Source organism: Litoribrevibacter euphylliae (assembly GCF_042646085.1).
GTDB classification, from domain to species: Bacteria; Pseudomonadota; Gammaproteobacteria; order Pseudomonadales; family Litoribrevibacteraceae; genus Litoribrevibacter; species Litoribrevibacter euphylliae.
Genome location: NZ_JBHRSZ010000001.1, coordinates 351,940 through 366,205, shown reverse-complemented (window position 1 = coordinate 366,205; position 14,266 = coordinate 351,940). Strand labels below are relative to the sequence as shown.

The window sequence follows — 14,266 nt, the reverse complement described above, 5'->3', positions numbered from 1 at the left end:
AAAAAGGAGACTACAATGAAATTATTTAAAGTTGCCCTATTATCTGCAGCAGTTGCACTGACTGCCGCATGCCAAACAACTCAAGAAACCACCGCAACTTCTGCACAAGCAGCTCAACAGCAACAAGATCTGCGTAATGCTGAGCTATATGAAGTGCATAAAGACAACCGTATTTATGTTTTCTATGACCACGCATTATATGAAGATTTCTTGAAGCATGGCCACACAGCATACATGTACACGCGCATTGGTGCTGGCCCGAAAGGTGAAACGCTTGTTTTCGGTCTAACAAAACACGACAAGAAAAAGCGTGAAGGTATTCCTAGCGTTGAGTTACTAGACGGCAAACTACAAGCGGCTGACGACTTCTATGCAGAAATGCGTTTACACGGTCGTATCTATGTATTCAGCACTCTAGAAGACATGAAAGGTGTTCGTAAAACAGGTGAAGCGGCATACCGACATGCAAAAATTGGCTACGGCCCAGAAGGCGAAACGGTTGTTTTCGTTCTTAACAAAGGTAACAAGAAGAAATACCCAGAAAGCCTTGTTAAGAAGTTTGATGGTATGAACAGCAAAAGCTAATCAGCTAACGTTCAAACCACAAAAAAGCCTGGCGATGTTATCGTCAGGCCTTTTTAATTCATTAAACAAGCTTCTTATTTCTGACTCGCCTTTTTTTGCAGCTCATTCACTTTTGAAGACAATTTCACCAATTCCGCATTAACACGACTTCGATTCTTATCTATCGAATCAATTAGCTTAGATAGTTTATTCACTTCTTTATCCAGGCTGTCATCGTTTAATTGAATCTGAATATCAGTAATAGAACGAATCAACTCATCATTAAGCTCTTTCAATTGCTTAGTATTACGAACAATACTTTCATCATATTGCTCAAGTTTAGGTAATAGCGGCTTCAACTGTGTTGAAAATGCATCCACTTCTTTGGATACACCCAACAACTTGGTTTCTAAAGTCGCCAAAGACTCACCTACTTTTAATTTGCTCAATACAGAAACGTCTTTAGTCACTTGGGTTAATTTAGACTGAGCACCATCAACCTCTGATTTAAGAGTCTTGGTTGTTTTCTTTAACTGAGCAATGTCGTTGGATTGAGCATTAATGGCCTTTCTATTTCGATCGTAGCTTACACCCCAGAGTTTACGAATTTCTGAACCATGCTCTTTTAATGTTGCTTTGACTGCCGCTTCGGAAGACAACATAGAATCGTTAGAAGTATCGAGTTTTCCTTCCAACACTTGGACGCGCTGTGACAACAAATTCAACTGTTGATTCGTTCGCTCGAACTGATCGTAAACTTTGTCAAACTGATCAGCCACCCAATACCCCATTCCAGCTAATAAAACAGCCAACACCAAAGAAACAATGATAGAAAAAACGCTGCCGGACCCAGAGCGGTCATTGTCAGAATCATTGTCATTTTTTCGAGTATTTCTCTTGATTGGTTGCCAATCGTCTCGCTCAGCTTTTAAATCTAACAAATCATCGTGTGCCATGAACTACCTATAAAAACTCAAACTATCCCATTAATTTTATTCTGCGTGGCATTATACCTAGCTTAACCACTAGATGCTGCTCGAATTACCATGTAAAGCCTGTCATAGTTGCGACTTCAAGTCGAATATCGAAGACAATTCACTTAGTAAGGAAGCTTAAATGTCAAAGAAGGTCGGAATCATAGTCTATGGAGCATACGGACAAATAGGTAAAGCCATTACCCAAGAACTTTTAAAACAGGGCATTTACCCATTATTGGCAGGCAGAAATACTAAAAAATTAACGCAATTCGCAAACAAAACAAACCTACCCTTTGCCTGCTTTGACCTCATTAATCCAACGACCATTGCTAGACACCTGGAAGACGCGGAAGTCTTCATCAACTGTGCAGGCTCCTTAATCACCAACCCTGAACCGATAGCTCGAGCCGCAATTCAAGCCCAATGCCATTATTTAGATGTGGGCGGGCAATACCACACACTAACCACCTTATATAGCCTCTCCAATATCGCCACATCAGGTAACTCAGTAATCTGTGCTGGTTTAGGTGCGGAGTGTATTCCTGGCGACTGCCTTGCCGGTAGCATCAAACATAATTTAAAAGATCTCTCCCAACTAGACATCGCCTATGACATCAGTCACCGCTTTTCCGCAGGCAGCATCAAAGCCACCTTGAACAGATTATCAAAAGGCAACATAGAGCTTCAAAATCACACACCGACAGCAACGCAATATTCCTTTAACTCTAAACGAGTCTTATTTGGCAGCCGTATGAAACATGTTAGCCAAGTTCCCACCGGAGATCTTGCAGCCGTCAACCGAAGTACAAACTGCCCTAACGTTAAGAGTTACTTTGCCATCACCAAACAGTTTACCCCCATTATTCGTTTACTAAATTGGATTCCAGGGTTGTTAATTGCTAAACCTCTACATCGAATGATAGATAAACTGTTTGGCAACAGCATGGGCAAACCAACGGGCATCAGTCATTACTGGGCGAAAGGAATTTCCACGGACGAACGTGAAATGGTTGCTCGTGTTTCCACCCCAGATATTTATCAATTTACCGTCAACTCCACCCTCTACATTGCTAATTACCTGCTTAAACATGAACGCAGTGGCGGAGTTTACACTCCAGCAGAATTAATGACGTGGCAACTGATCGAGAAAATCCCAGGCTGTAGTAGTATTCGCTTTGGAGATATGAGTGGCTAGGAAATAATAACCACACTTTTTTCATGAATAGCGAACTCATGAAATCAGTGCTAATATCGCAACCACCAGAGTGCCAATGGCGAATCAGCCTGCGATGGCACCACAGAAAATTGACTTGATATGGAGAGTTAACCAATGGCTTTCGAATTGCCTGCATTACCTTACGAAATCAATGCTTTGGAACCACACATTTCTCAAGAAACTCTAGAGTTCCACCACGGCAAGCACCACAACACTTACGTGCAAAAGCTAAATGGCCTAGTTGAAGGTACGGATCTAGCAAACAAATCTTTGGAAGAGATCATCAAAACTTCTGAAGGCGGCGTATTCAATAACGCAGCTCAGATCTGGAACCACACGTTCTACTGGAACAGTCTTTCTCCAAACGGCGGTGGTGAGCCAACAGGTGCTCTTGCAGACGCGATCAACGCTGCATTCGGTTCATTTGCTGATTTCCAAGCTCAGTTCAACGACAAAGCTGTAAACAACTTCGGTTCAAGCTGGACTTGGTTGGTTAAGAAAGCTGACGGTTCTCTAGACATCGTTAACACTTCAAACGCTGGTACACCAATCACTGAAGAAGGTGTTACACCGTTGATGACGGTAGACCTTTGGGAACACGCATACTACATTGACTACCGCAATGTACGTCCTGAATACCTAAAAGGTTTCTGGGCACTAGTAAACTGGGACTTCGCTGCGGAAAACTTCGCTAAGTAATTCCTGTTTACAGACAGATTCCAGAAAAGGCGCTTCGGCGCCTTTTTTAGTGCCTGAATTATTCAGCTCTAAACCCTTTCCCTAAACTCCCAATATCTTTAGAACAATCCTGACAGACGCCTGCCGTAAGCTTAGGCATCCCCCTCTAAATCAGGTATCATAGGCCGCTCAGAATTTTAGGTGTATACAGCATGACTTCCCTCTTTGTCGACCAACTTACGGTGATAGATTTTTCCTACTTACACAACGAACGAGGCCTTCTCGGTGAAAGCTGGCTCGTGGACTGTGAACTGGCAGGAGAACTTAACGATGAAGGAATGCTGTTTGATTTTGGTCATGTAAAAAAAACCATTAAAAACTTTATTGATGATTTTGCGGATCACAAGCTGATTGTAGCAACCAGCACACCGGGCTTAGAACTGAATCGTCAAGATGAAGGTGCTATAAACATTCAATGGCAACATCAAAAACGCTATCTAAATACAACCGCGCCTGCAGAAGCCTTTCTCTTTCTTGACGCACCAGCGGTCACAATTGAGGTACTGGCTGCAGAGATGGAACAGGAATTATTAAAGATTTTGCCTAACAACGTAGCGGGTGTGAAATTGAACCTTTATTGCGAAAGCATTCAAGGCGCTTTTTATCACTATAGCCATGGCCTCAAAAAGCATGATGGTAATTGCCAACGTATCGCTCACGGCCATAGATCGCCCATTCAGATATTTATCGACAATCAAAGAAACCAAACCTTAGAAAAGCAATGGGCTGAAACCTTTACCGATATTTATATTGGTACGCGTGAAGACATAACCAAGGACAGTGAAACCGCTGATGATCGCATCAGCTTCAACTATCATGCACCACAAGGTGAATTCAGTTTGACTATCAATAGAGATCAGGTTTATCTCATTGAAACAGATTCAACGGTGGAATGGATTTCCGATCATATTGCTAAAACAATCCATGGAAGTTATCCACAATCCCGAGTTAAAGTAAAAGCATTTGAAGGTTACCGAAAAGGCTCGATTTCGGAGTATTGACCTTACTCCCCTCTTCGTTATGATAGCCGCCAAGTAACAGCCCATTAGGATTCAAAACACACTATGAGCATTTCCGTATACAACACGCTTACTCAAAAGAAAGAAGCCTTTCAGCCTACCGACCCAAATGACATCAAGATGTATGTCTGTGGGCCAACGGTGTACAACTATATTCATATCGGGAATGCTCGTCCGGCCGTTGTCTTCGATACGCTCTATCGTCTATTGAAACATCATTATCCAAACGTGACCTACGCGCGTAACATCACCGACGTTGATGACAAAATCAATAAAGCGGCGAAAGAACAGAATGTAGACATCCGAGTCATCAGCGATCAGTTCGCGGACGCATATCGCCAAGACATCAACCAACTGAACGTCCTTCAACCGGATATGGAACCTCGCGCGACTGAAAATATCGATCAAATGATCGACATGATCAAACGTCTGGTGGAAAAAGGATTTGCCTACGCAGCTGAAGGTCATGTGTTGTTCGATGTTCAAGCCTATGAAAACTACGGTGAGCTTTCGAACCGTTCATTGGAAGACATGCTAGCCGGTGCTCGTGTGGAAGTTGCTCCTTACAAGAAATATGCAGGAGACTTCGTACTGTGGAAACCATCCACTGACGATCTACCTGGTTGGGACAGCCCTTGGGGCCGTGGTCGCCCTGGCTGGCACATCGAATGTTCTGCAATGATTGAGCGCCATCTTGGCACAACCATTGATATTCATGGCGGCGGTCAGGATCTAACCTTCCCGCATCATGAAAATGAGATTGCTCAAAGTACCTGTGCGCATGATGGCGAAACCTATGTGAAGTACTGGATGCATAATGGTTATATCACCATCCAGAATAAAGATTCCAACAGCCAAGAAAAGATGTCTAAATCTCTAGGCAACTTCATCACCTTGCGTGAATTGTTAGCAGAAATTCCTGGAGAAGTGGTTCGTTTTGCTTTGTTATCAGCGCACTACCGTTCGCAACTGAATTGGTCAACCGACCTGATTGAGCAGGCATACACAGCCCTGGATAAACTATACACGCCGCTAAGAGAGCTTGATCTACCGACGAATACAACATCAGCAGAAGTTTCACAGAGCTTCCTGGATGCGTTGAATGATGACCTAAATACCCCAAGAGCCGTTGCTGAATTGCACAACTTGGCCAAACAGATCAATAAAGCAGAATCCAAAGATGAGAAAATAGCCATTGCTCATCAACTTAAAGCGTCTGCTGCACTTATGGGCTTGTTAACCCATTCTGCTGATGAATGGTTTAAATCTCGTGGTAACCAGTCTGAAGATGGTTTGTCCGACGATGCCATTGATGCCCTGGTTCAAGAGCGTATCGATGCTAAGAAAAACAAGGACTTTGCGCGCGCAGATGCGATTCGTGATGAGCTTAAAGACGCGGGTATCGAACTAGAAGATACCCGTGACGGAACCCGTTGGCAGAGAAGTTAACCCTTCTTAAAGTAACAACAGGAGTGACGATGGCTAACTTGAAGAAACCTCTGGTGATCATTGCTAAAGGGTTGGTAAGATTCTATCAAGTCTGTATCAGCCCGTTTATTGGCAGTCATTGTCGCTTCTATCCCAGCTGCTCAGCATACGCCATGACAGCATTTGAAACTCATGGCCCAATTAAAGGCAGTTGGCTGGCAATTCGTCGAATAAGTAAATGCCATCCGTGGAATCCAGGCGGATTTGATTACGTGCCAGGCACGGAACCTGACCAACGTGAATCGTCAGAAAGCTACGGTAATACTTCAGATAGCTCAAACTGTGACAATACAAATACGTTAGGTGTGAAAGTTCAAGGCCAAGCAAGGTGCTCATGTCACCATCGTTAAGCCCTGCAGACTTAACACTCATGATTTAAGGACATCATATATGATTGATAAACAACTTCTTGCGATGCTGGTGTGCCCGGTCAGCCAAGGCCAACTTACTTATCACAAAGAAACAGAAGAGTTATGGTGTAAGAAAAGCAAGCTGGCTTACCCAATTCGTGATGACATTCCAGTCATGCTCGAACACGAAGCTCGTCAGCTGATGCTTGACGAGTACGAAACACTCAAAGACGCATAAAAAAACGCTGGCTTAGACCAGCGTTTTTCATTTTTATCTTCAGCGTATTCTGTTTAGCCGTTTCAGAAACTCAATAAGGTTCGTCAGGCATGAGTTTTACCGGAGCGTCGACCGGATTTATGGGAGCGCTTCATAAACACACGAGCACAGTAATCAGCCCACTGTTTTCTTAGTACTACGCCACTTACTGCCATTGCTAACACAATAACGACTAAAGCAACAATTATCTCATAATCCATAACAACCTACCTCGACGTCCTACTTCCAATTCTTTTCAAATCATAGAACAAGTTATATACAATGTCCTACAAAAAAGCGACAAGATGGCTGCGCTAAATGACAAGTACTTTTATCCTAGTTAGTTAATTGAGTAATAATTTCGGATCGCTGCCGAATCATCTCTTCCAAACGCGCGACCTCATCTTTTCCATAGGCGGAAGCATAAACCCCAACCATATTCTCCGAGAGCAAATAGATCTCTTCCGACATCTTTTTAAGTAACTGAGTTTTAAGGAAAACTTCATTTCCCACTCGAATATGCTTTAAATCTCGACGACTCATAAAATGCTCCTTGCTTTCCAAGTTTGCTGTTTCTAAAACTCCAATGAGTGCTTCTATTTTTTGTTACCAATTAACGTTAAACTGCCGAACCAATAGTTCGACCTAAACACCTTAATGGTAAAAATCTCCGTTCCATCAAAAAGACAGTAATTCTATGTTACAAGGCTTTTCAATTCTTTTCGTTTTTTACCTGTTAGGTGAAGGCTTAGTTCTTGTGCTCAACAGCCCTATCCCGGGTTCAGTGGCAGGTATGCTGTTACTTTTCGCTTTCCTTTGCTGGCGAGACTATGCACCCCAAGCACTCATTACTACCAGCGAAACGTTACTGTTATATTTACCTTTGCTACTTATTCCTGCCGGTGTTGGTGTCATTCAATACCTAGGGCTACTTCAGGAACAAGCACTCGCCATTTCAGCATCCTTGATTGTAGGCACCGCTCTCAGCATGATATTCATCACGTGGTTTACCCGAAAATTCACTAAGTTTGAAGATCAGGAAAAATCCAATGACTGATATTCACACTTGGTTGCTAGAGAATCCCACCGTCAGTTTACTGATCACAGTACTTTGTTATTACCTCTGCTTAAGCCTATATAAGCGGTTTAACCATACCGCTGTGCTACAGCCCGTAATGATCAGTATTGTGCTGATCATTACGATCATTTCGTTACTCGACATACCATACGAGCGCTATTTCGATCACAACCGAATCATTCACTTTTTACTGGGGCCGGCAACCGTTGCCCTAGCAATCCCGCTCTACAAGAACAAGCAAAGAATTCGCCAACTTGCCGTGCCACTCTTCACTGCGGTAATTATCGGTGGCAGTATGGCCATCTTCTTTGCTGTTTCTATCGCATGGTTACTGCATGCAAGCAACGATGTGCTTCTTTCTCTGGCACCTAAATCGGTAACAACCCCCATTGCTCTTAGCATTGCCGAAAGCATCCAAGCAATTCCTTCACTCACGGCAGCTTTTGTCCTGATCACAGGGGTTGTTGGGGCTGTCATTGCTGAACCCTTGTTCCGCTTGATGAACGAACAAGACGATGGCATTAAAGGCATGGCGATAGGAATTTCCGCTCATGGTGTAGGCACAGCAAAAGCATTGGAAATCAGTCCGCAATGTGGAGCATTTTCAGCACTTTCTATGGGGTTAACCGGTGCATACACCGCTCTGGCATTGCCTTATGCCATGGCCTTTCTAAGAAATTTCTGGGGACTTTAAAACACGAAACACTGTGGTGTACTGATTCACTATGGCGACTAAACATCTCATCCAGCTCGATGACTCTTATATAGAGTACTATCGGAATTTATTATCAAATACCCAAGCTCAAGCGCTCTATAGAACGCTAAACGAAACTCTTGATTGGCAACAAGAGCATATCCAGATTTTTGGAAAAACCATTGCGTCGCCACGGCTGCAATGTTTCTACGGCGACCTCGATGTAGCATATCGCTACTCAGGAAGAACCTTTATCGCTACGCCATGGACTGACACACTGGCCAAACTCAAGCACCTTATCAGCAGCCAGACCGGATACCCTTTTAATGGCGTCTTATGTAATCTCTACCGAAACGGCCAAGATGCCATGGGCTGGCACAGCGATAATGAACCCGAACTTGGTCAAAACCCCGTCATAGCATCTTTCTCTCTTGGCGAAACGCGCAACTTCTCACTTCGCAAAACCAAGCACACTAAACAGTGCTTATCTCTTCCACTGGAGCACAATTCATTACTGCTTATGCCAGAAGGCTTTCAGTCGCTGTATCAGCACGCTGTTTCTCGCAGCAAGAAAAACAATGACGCCAGAATCAACCTAACGTTTAGAATGTTTTATAATTAATGTAAGAAAAGATTAATATTTTATTGACATCGAAAGAAAAATCGCCATAATGGGCGCCTCAATGACGCGGGGTGGAGCAGCCTGGTAGCTCGTCGGGCTCATAACCCGAAGGTCGTCGGTTCAAATCCGGCCCCCGCAACCAGATTTTAAAACCGAGATTTTTATCTCGGTTTTTTTATGCCTGAACACTATGTTTGGGCTTTTAACCCGACGGTTGTCGGTTCACTTTCTACAAAAAGAGTGGCCCTCCATCCGAAGGATCCGCAACCAGATTCAAAAACCGAGATTTTTATCTCGGTTTTTTTATGTCTGAAAACTATGTTTGGGCTTTTAACCCGACAGTCGTCGGTTCACTTTCTACAAAAAGAGTGGCCCTCCATCCGAAGGATCCGCAACCAGTTTCAAAAACCGAGATTTTTATCTCGGTTTTTTTATGTCTGAAAACTATGTTTTGGCTCATACCCCGACGGTCGTCGGTTCACTTACTACAAAAAGAATGGCCCTCCATCCGAAGGATCCGCAACCAGATTCAAAAACCGAGATTTTTATCTCGGTTTTTCTGTATGAAAACTATGTTTTGGCTCATACCCCGACAGTCGTCGGTTCATTTTCTACAAAAAGAGTGGCCCTCCATCCGAAGGATCCGCAACCAGATTCAAAAACCGAGATTTTTATCTCGGTTTTTTATGTCCGAAGATAATGTATGGACTGATAACCCGAACAACTAATTTATCAGGAATCCATCAATTGATCTGATAGCCCCAACATCAGCTTTTCAGCTTTGGTGTAATCGAATGAACTCAGTAAAAGCTCTAACTCTTCTATTGATTCTTCGAGTCCCAGTTGATCACCAAATTCTTTCAGCTGATTAAGCTCATCACTTTCGATCATAAATGAATTCGACATTTTCTCGGCAATGCCAGACAGGAGTGTTAAGAAGGCTTGCTTGGTCATTTCATCAACCGCACGGTTAGGGGCTGTTTTCGCTGGTTTGCTATCGATCTCAGCCAACACTCCTTTCAATTCCAACGCTTCTTTCTGGGCTAAAGAAAAGAGTGATCGAACATGTTCTAGGTGACTGTCAGTCACCCCACTCTCTCGTAACGCATGCTCCACATCTTTGGCAATGACATGGATATAGTTATTGCAAAGATTGCCTGAGACGCCCTTAAGCGCATGCACTCGATCAATAATTTTATCACTGTACTTTGTCACTTCGTCTTCCGTAACCGGCACAGAATCCAGCAAAGAGTCTATCTCTTCAACAACTGAAGCATAATCCTGAGCAAACATTCGAAGTAATCGAATCATTGTGGATTGATTACGTCCCAATTTTTCAGCAAGAAGCGATAAATCAAAATTCGCTATTGCTTGGTAATCCACCAACACATCACGATCATCATTCGACTCAGTCCTAATGTCTTGGCCTTCGTCAGTCTGTTCATTTGATAAAGCTTGTTGCTGTAACGTTTCAAGTTCTTTGAGCTGACATGGACAAGCGATGACCAAGCTAAAACGACTGCCCTCGCCTAACACACTTTCCACTTCGATGACGCCGTTCATGAGGGAGGCTAACTTTTGGCATAACGCCAAACCTAAGCCTGTACCACCATGCTGGCGAGTAATCGAGCTGTCTAATTGAGCGAAAGTATCAAACAATAGTGGAAGATCACTTTCGTGAATCCCCATGCCTGAGTCAATCACGTCAAACTTCAATATCCCCACATCGCTCTTAGAACGCTGGGAATAACTAACGTCCAATATTACCTTACCTGAGGATGTGAATTTAATGGCGTTATCCAGTAAGTTAATGAGAATCTGTTTGATTCTTAACGCATCACCAAAAATGATTTCCGGCAGCTGTTGAGACTGGATGCACACAAAATCAAGATCTTTCTCTTTGCTTCTTTTTTCAGCAAACTGGTTCAGCAACTCCAACAACTCATATAAGTTGAGAGGTTTAGAGTCAATTTCCATATTGCCGCTGTCGATACGAGAAAAATCCAACACATCATTAATCAGATGCATCAGAATGCCCGCTGACTTCTCAATATTGGTGAGATACTTAGCGAGGTCGTCATCGGAACAACGACTCTTAGCAAGCTGTGTCATCCCGATAACACCGTTCATGGGTGTTCTAAGTTCATGACTGATATTGGCAAGAAAATCACTCTTTGCCCGGTTCGCAACTTCGGCTTTCTGAATGGCTTCATTTAACTGCATGTTGGTTGCCGTTAATGCTTTAGTACGATCTTGCACCCGTTGCTCTAACTCACGATTAAGACTCTTCAAGTCTTGCTGCATGGTTTTCATGTCGGTGATATCAAGATACACAGCCACCGCTGCAATCACCCGCTTTTGGCTATCAAACACTGGGGCGGTATTGGCAATCACCCAACAAAAACTTTTGTCGGGATAAATAATTTTTATTTCCTGGTTAATGACATGTTCGCCATTATTCAAGGCCTTCATAATAGGAAGTGCATCACCAAATAAGGGCTTATCTTTCTCGTCCATGACCAAGCAGTGATCATCATCACCACCAATACATTGATCTTTGGACAAACGGCGAATCCTTCGTGCCGCTTCATTGATGATTTGTATTTGTGCTTGCTCACCATCAACCACTAAAATCCCAACCGGTGAATTAGACATCGCCGCTTCTAATAGCGCACTCACATGTTTTAACTCTTTCTCCGCTTTTTTACGCGCTTCAATGTCCCGAAGAATGGTGAGAATCGCCATCTCTCCGTCCAGTTGGATTAGACTGGAAGCCACCTCGCATTCGACCTTTTCCCCAGCCTTAGTTTTGATCGTCATTTCGATGTTTTTAACTTCGCCCACATCCACCAGCTGCTTTAGCATGGTGTCTCGTTGAGAGAGATCATCCCACAGATCGAGCGTTACAGAGGTTTGACCGACAGCGTCTTGATGACTGTATCCTATGGTGCGTTCGAATCCTTCGTTAACATCCAGAATCCTCATATCCTCAAAACGTACTATGAGCACAGCATCGGGGCTAGCATGAAAGGTGGAAGCGTATTTTTCTTCAGAGCGTTTAAAGTTCTGTTCGGATTCCTTAAGCATTTCAACTTTTCGATTAAGTCGTTGAATACGAGAATAGAAAGTCCAAAGAAGCAGTAAGGCAGCACATAACACAGCTAGTAAAAGAATTACAACAGAAGACATGCTTCCCCCAAAGTCTGTTGTTGCAAGAGATATCGACATATTTCAGAAGCATTACTGCATGTCATAAAAAGAAATCATTCTGTAGCAAGATCATTTAAAGGTTAGCAGTAAATACACTACCAGAGTGTTAAATCCAACATTATAAGTTGTGTTGTTTACGATAACGCACCGCTCGCCGCATCGCCTGTTCTATCTGATCTTCTGTCATTTGTTCTTCCAGAATCAACATAGCTGAGCGGCCATCATTGATGCCAAGATAAGAAGACAAATTGTAATGCATATGAGCCTCAACCAAACTCCTGACGCTACCGCGACCAGTGGCATACATCTGACCTAACCGGAAATGGGCTTTACCATAGCCTTTTTCAGCGGCTCGCACATAGTAAGTTTCAGCCCGTTTGAAATCCCGTTTCAAACGATATTGTTCGGCTTCCAGATAATCTGACTCTCCTGCCGGCCCTTTGATGACTTGATACTGCTTCACGCTGGATGAGGACGAGGTCGTCAAAGGTGCTTTCTCATAATACACCGTCCCTGCGAATACAGGAGTTGAGAGCCCAAGACTACCGACAATAAACAAGATCAACACAGAACTTAACTGCACCCAATGTTGCCAACGCTGATTACGTTCAGCCACGTATTGTATATAAATCAGCCGTACCATTAATGACATCCTCTACCATTCTTATTCAGCATAAAAACTAGAGTAACTTCTTTATTTTCATAAAGATAGCATCATCCAATCGCTTTCTCATAAAGAAAAACATTGATATTTGTCAATATTTAACCCCTGTCTATACTGTTTAAAAAATAAGCACAAAAAAATATAAAGGGACTTTAGGCTGAATGGGCATGCAGGACAGGCAGCCGCCGAATTCAAGGAAGAGCTGATTATCTGGGATCAGGGAGATACCTATGCTGTCAGCGTTTGCCCGACTACGAGATTACTTTGCCTATTGTTTAGGCATCCTTGTACTTTCACCATCGGTACAAGCCGCCTGGGAAGTTAACATGCCGAAAGGCATAACACCGGTCAGTGAAACCGTTTATGACCTGCACATGATTATTTTCTACATCTGTGTGGTTATTGCCATCATTGTGTTCGGTGTCATGTTCTGGTCGATTATTCATCACCGAAAATCCAAAGGATACAAACCAGCAAATTTTCACGAGAGCACTCTGGTTGAAATAGTCTGGACAGCCATCCCGTTACTGATTCTTATCATCATGGCCATTCCCGCCACACAAGGTGTGTTCGCCATGTATAACACCGAAGATTCCGATATCGATATTCAGGTCACCGGTTATCAGTGGAAATGGCGTTATCAGTACTTGGGAGAAGACATCGATTTTTTCTCCACACTATCAACGCCCCGAGACCAAATCGACAACATGGCGGCGAAAGGCGAAAACTATCTACTCGAAGTGGATGCGCCTTTGGTTGTGCCGGTTGAAAAGAAAATTCGTTTTCTGCTGACCTCCAATGATGTGATTCATGCCTGGTGGGTACCTGAACTCGCCGTCAAGAAAGACGCCATTCCCGGCTTCATTAATGAAACCTGGACTTACATCAAAGAACCTGGCATCTACCGAGGGCAATGTGCCGAGCTGTGCGGTAAAGATCATGGTTTCATGCCTATCGTGGTGAAAGCCGTTGAACAACAAGAGTATCAAGACTGGATCAGCGAAAAGAAAGAACAACGTCGGCTAGAACTGGCCAAAGCCGCCGCCGAAGCTGAACTGATCTGGGATCTAAATGAGCTCATGACCAAAGGTCAGGAAGTCTATGAGAAAAACTGTTTAGCCTGTCACCAAGCCACTGGTGAAGGTCTACCTCCGGTGTTCCCAGCGCTTAAAGGCAGCCCGATTATTAAAGGCGACATTGCAGAACACATTCGAATCGTTCTCCATGGGCAAACCGGAACCGCCATGGCCGCGTACGCTGCACAACTGTCCGATTCAGACATCGCTTCCGTCGTGACTTACGAAAGGAATGCCTGGGGCCAGAATTCTGGCGACACTGTTCAACCGTCCGACGTTGCAGAATTGCGCTAACGCCTTCAGGGAGGAACCGC

At 43.7% G+C, this 14,266-nt stretch carries 17 protein-coding genes and 1 tRNA gene; 13 read left to right on the top strand and 5 right to left on the bottom strand.

Annotation, left to right across the window (positions count from 1 at the left end; all coding sequences use genetic code 11):
* The first annotated feature begins 15 nt into the window (after window positions 1-15).
* Complete coding sequence (locus ACFOEK_RS01555) at window positions 16-585, top strand: hypothetical protein (protein ID WP_386715138.1); 570 nt, start codon at window positions 16-18, stop codon at window positions 583-585.
* 74 nt (window positions 586-659) lie between these two features.
* Here ACFOEK_RS01555 and ACFOEK_RS01550 read toward each other — a convergent pair whose 3' ends face one another.
* Window positions 660-1,520 carry a hypothetical protein gene (locus ACFOEK_RS01550; RefSeq protein ID WP_386715135.1) on the bottom strand — a complete coding sequence of 287 codons (861 nt, stop codon included), beginning with the start codon at window positions 1,518-1,520 and terminating at the stop codon, window positions 660-662.
* 160 nt (window positions 1,521-1,680) lie between these two features.
* Between ACFOEK_RS01550 and ACFOEK_RS01545 the strand changes: the two genes are divergently transcribed.
* From ACFOEK_RS01545 to ACFOEK_RS01520, 6 genes are all read left to right on the top strand, one after another.
* Complete coding sequence (locus ACFOEK_RS01545; protein WP_386715132.1) at window positions 1,681-2,736, top strand: saccharopine dehydrogenase NADP-binding domain-containing protein; 1,056 nt, start codon at window positions 1,681-1,683, stop codon at window positions 2,734-2,736.
* Window positions 2,737-2,871: 135 nt separating this feature from the next.
* A complete protein-coding gene (gene sodB, locus ACFOEK_RS01540; protein WP_386715129.1) occupies window positions 2,872-3,456 on the top strand; it encodes a superoxide dismutase [Fe] in 585 nt (194 codons plus the stop codon).
* 191 nt (window positions 3,457-3,647) lie between these two features.
* Complete coding sequence (locus ACFOEK_RS01535; protein ID WP_386715126.1) at window positions 3,648-4,496, top strand: 6-pyruvoyl trahydropterin synthase family protein; 849 nt, start codon at window positions 3,648-3,650, stop codon at window positions 4,494-4,496.
* 63 nt (window positions 4,497-4,559) lie between these two features.
* On the top strand, window positions 4,560-5,963 hold the full coding sequence (gene cysS / locus ACFOEK_RS01530; RefSeq protein ID WP_386715123.1) for a cysteine--tRNA ligase: 1,404 nt from the start codon (window positions 4,560-4,562) through the stop codon (window positions 5,961-5,963).
* Window positions 5,964-5,992: 29 nt separating this feature from the next.
* Window positions 5,993-6,352 carry a membrane protein insertion efficiency factor YidD gene (gene yidD / locus ACFOEK_RS01525; protein WP_386715120.1) on the top strand — a complete coding sequence of 120 codons (360 nt, stop codon included), beginning with the start codon at window positions 5,993-5,995 and terminating at the stop codon, window positions 6,350-6,352.
* A gap of 40 nt (window positions 6,353-6,392) precedes the next feature.
* Complete coding sequence (locus ACFOEK_RS01520) at window positions 6,393-6,590, top strand: Trm112 family protein (protein ID WP_386715117.1); 198 nt, start codon at window positions 6,393-6,395, stop codon at window positions 6,588-6,590.
* Between the two features lie 83 nt (window positions 6,591-6,673).
* Here ACFOEK_RS01520 and ACFOEK_RS01515 read toward each other — a convergent pair whose 3' ends face one another.
* Window positions 6,674-6,829, bottom strand: a complete 156-nt coding sequence (locus ACFOEK_RS01515; protein ID WP_386715114.1) for a hypothetical protein — start codon at window positions 6,827-6,829, stop codon at window positions 6,674-6,676.
* Between the two features lie 115 nt (window positions 6,830-6,944).
* Window positions 6,945-7,151, bottom strand: a complete 207-nt coding sequence (locus tag ACFOEK_RS01510) for a hypothetical protein (protein WP_386715111.1) — start codon at window positions 7,149-7,151, stop codon at window positions 6,945-6,947.
* Window positions 7,152-7,305: 154 nt separating this feature from the next.
* On the opposite strand from ACFOEK_RS01510, the gene ACFOEK_RS01505 reads away from it, so the two are divergent.
* From ACFOEK_RS01505 to ACFOEK_RS01485, 5 genes are all read left to right on the top strand, one after another.
* A complete protein-coding gene (locus ACFOEK_RS01505; RefSeq protein ID WP_386715109.1) occupies window positions 7,306-7,665 on the top strand; it encodes a CidA/LrgA family protein in 360 nt (119 codons plus the stop codon).
* Window positions 7,658-8,380, top strand: a complete 723-nt coding sequence (locus ACFOEK_RS01500) for an LrgB family protein (protein ID WP_386715106.1) — start codon at window positions 7,658-7,660, stop codon at window positions 8,378-8,380. The genes ACFOEK_RS01505 and ACFOEK_RS01500 overlap by 8 nt, the downstream gene beginning before the upstream one ends.
* A 31-nt stretch (window positions 8,381-8,411) precedes the next feature.
* Complete coding sequence (locus ACFOEK_RS01495; RefSeq protein WP_386715103.1) at window positions 8,412-9,002, top strand: alpha-ketoglutarate-dependent dioxygenase AlkB family protein; 591 nt, start codon at window positions 8,412-8,414, stop codon at window positions 9,000-9,002.
* Window positions 9,003-9,067: 65 nt separating this feature from the next.
* Window positions 9,068-9,144 (top strand) — tRNA-Met (locus ACFOEK_RS01490).
* 291 nt (window positions 9,145-9,435) lie between these two features.
* A complete protein-coding gene (locus ACFOEK_RS01485; RefSeq protein WP_386715100.1) occupies window positions 9,436-9,702 on the top strand; it encodes a hypothetical protein in 267 nt (88 codons plus the stop codon).
* A gap of 32 nt (window positions 9,703-9,734) precedes the next feature.
* Here the strand turns inward: ACFOEK_RS01485 and ACFOEK_RS01480 are convergent, their stop codons facing one another.
* Entirely contained in the window at window positions 9,735-12,191 is a 2,457-nt protein-coding gene (locus ACFOEK_RS01480) for a PAS domain S-box protein (RefSeq protein ID WP_386715097.1), read from the bottom strand.
* Between the two features lie 139 nt (window positions 12,192-12,330).
* Window positions 12,331-12,864 (bottom strand): tetratricopeptide repeat protein, encoded by a 534-nt coding sequence (locus ACFOEK_RS01475; RefSeq protein WP_386715094.1) that lies wholly within the window; start codon window positions 12,862-12,864, stop codon window positions 12,331-12,333.
* A 242-nt stretch (window positions 12,865-13,106) separates the two neighbouring features.
* Between ACFOEK_RS01475 and coxB the strand changes: the two genes are divergently transcribed.
* Window positions 13,107-14,246 carry a cytochrome c oxidase subunit II gene (gene coxB / locus ACFOEK_RS01470; RefSeq protein WP_386715091.1) on the top strand — a complete coding sequence of 380 codons (1,140 nt, stop codon included), beginning with the start codon at window positions 13,107-13,109 and terminating at the stop codon, window positions 14,244-14,246.
* Window positions 14,247-14,266 lie beyond the last annotated feature (20 nt).

Bases quoted from the DNA above. Each gene is read 5' to 3' on its own strand.
- ACFOEK_RS01475 (WP_386715094.1), bottom strand. From the start codon at position 12,864: ATGTCATTAATGGTACGGCTGATTTATATACAATACGTGGCTGAACGT.
- ACFOEK_RS01535 (WP_386715126.1), top strand. From the start codon at position 3,648: ATGACTTCCCTCTTTGTCGACCAACTTACGGTGATAGATTTTTCCTAC.
- ACFOEK_RS01500 (WP_386715106.1), top strand. From the start codon at position 7,658: ATGACTGATATTCACACTTGGTTGCTAGAGAATCCCACCGTCAGTTTA.
- ACFOEK_RS01545 (WP_386715132.1), top strand. From the start codon at position 1,681: ATGTCAAAGAAGGTCGGAATCATAGTCTATGGAGCATACGGACAAATA.
- ACFOEK_RS01505 (WP_386715109.1), top strand. From the start codon at position 7,306: ATGTTACAAGGCTTTTCAATTCTTTTCGTTTTTTACCTGTTAGGTGAA.
- ACFOEK_RS01485 (WP_386715100.1), top strand. From the start codon at position 9,436: ATGTCTGAAAACTATGTTTTGGCTCATACCCCGACGGTCGTCGGTTCA.
- ACFOEK_RS01480 (WP_386715097.1), bottom strand. From the start codon at position 12,191: ATGTCTTCTGTTGTAATTCTTTTACTAGCTGTGTTATGTGCTGCCTTA.
- ACFOEK_RS01550 (WP_386715135.1), bottom strand. From the start codon at position 1,520: ATGGCACACGATGATTTGTTAGATTTAAAAGCTGAGCGAGACGATTGG.
- ACFOEK_RS01495 (WP_386715103.1), top strand. From the start codon at position 8,412: ATGGCGACTAAACATCTCATCCAGCTCGATGACTCTTATATAGAGTAC.
- cysS (WP_386715123.1), top strand. From the start codon at position 4,560: ATGAGCATTTCCGTATACAACACGCTTACTCAAAAGAAAGAAGCCTTT.
- yidD (WP_386715120.1), top strand. From the start codon at position 5,993: ATGGCTAACTTGAAGAAACCTCTGGTGATCATTGCTAAAGGGTTGGTA.
- coxB (WP_386715091.1), top strand. From the start codon at position 13,107: ATGCTGTCAGCGTTTGCCCGACTACGAGATTACTTTGCCTATTGTTTA.
- ACFOEK_RS01510 (WP_386715111.1), bottom strand. From the start codon at position 7,151: ATGAGTCGTCGAGATTTAAAGCATATTCGAGTGGGAAATGAAGTTTTC.
- ACFOEK_RS01515 (WP_386715114.1), bottom strand. From the start codon at position 6,829: ATGGATTATGAGATAATTGTTGCTTTAGTCGTTATTGTGTTAGCAATG.
- ACFOEK_RS01555 (WP_386715138.1), top strand. From the start codon at position 16: ATGAAATTATTTAAAGTTGCCCTATTATCTGCAGCAGTTGCACTGACT.
- sodB (WP_386715129.1), top strand. From the start codon at position 2,872: ATGGCTTTCGAATTGCCTGCATTACCTTACGAAATCAATGCTTTGGAA.
- ACFOEK_RS01520 (WP_386715117.1), top strand. From the start codon at position 6,393: ATGATTGATAAACAACTTCTTGCGATGCTGGTGTGCCCGGTCAGCCAA.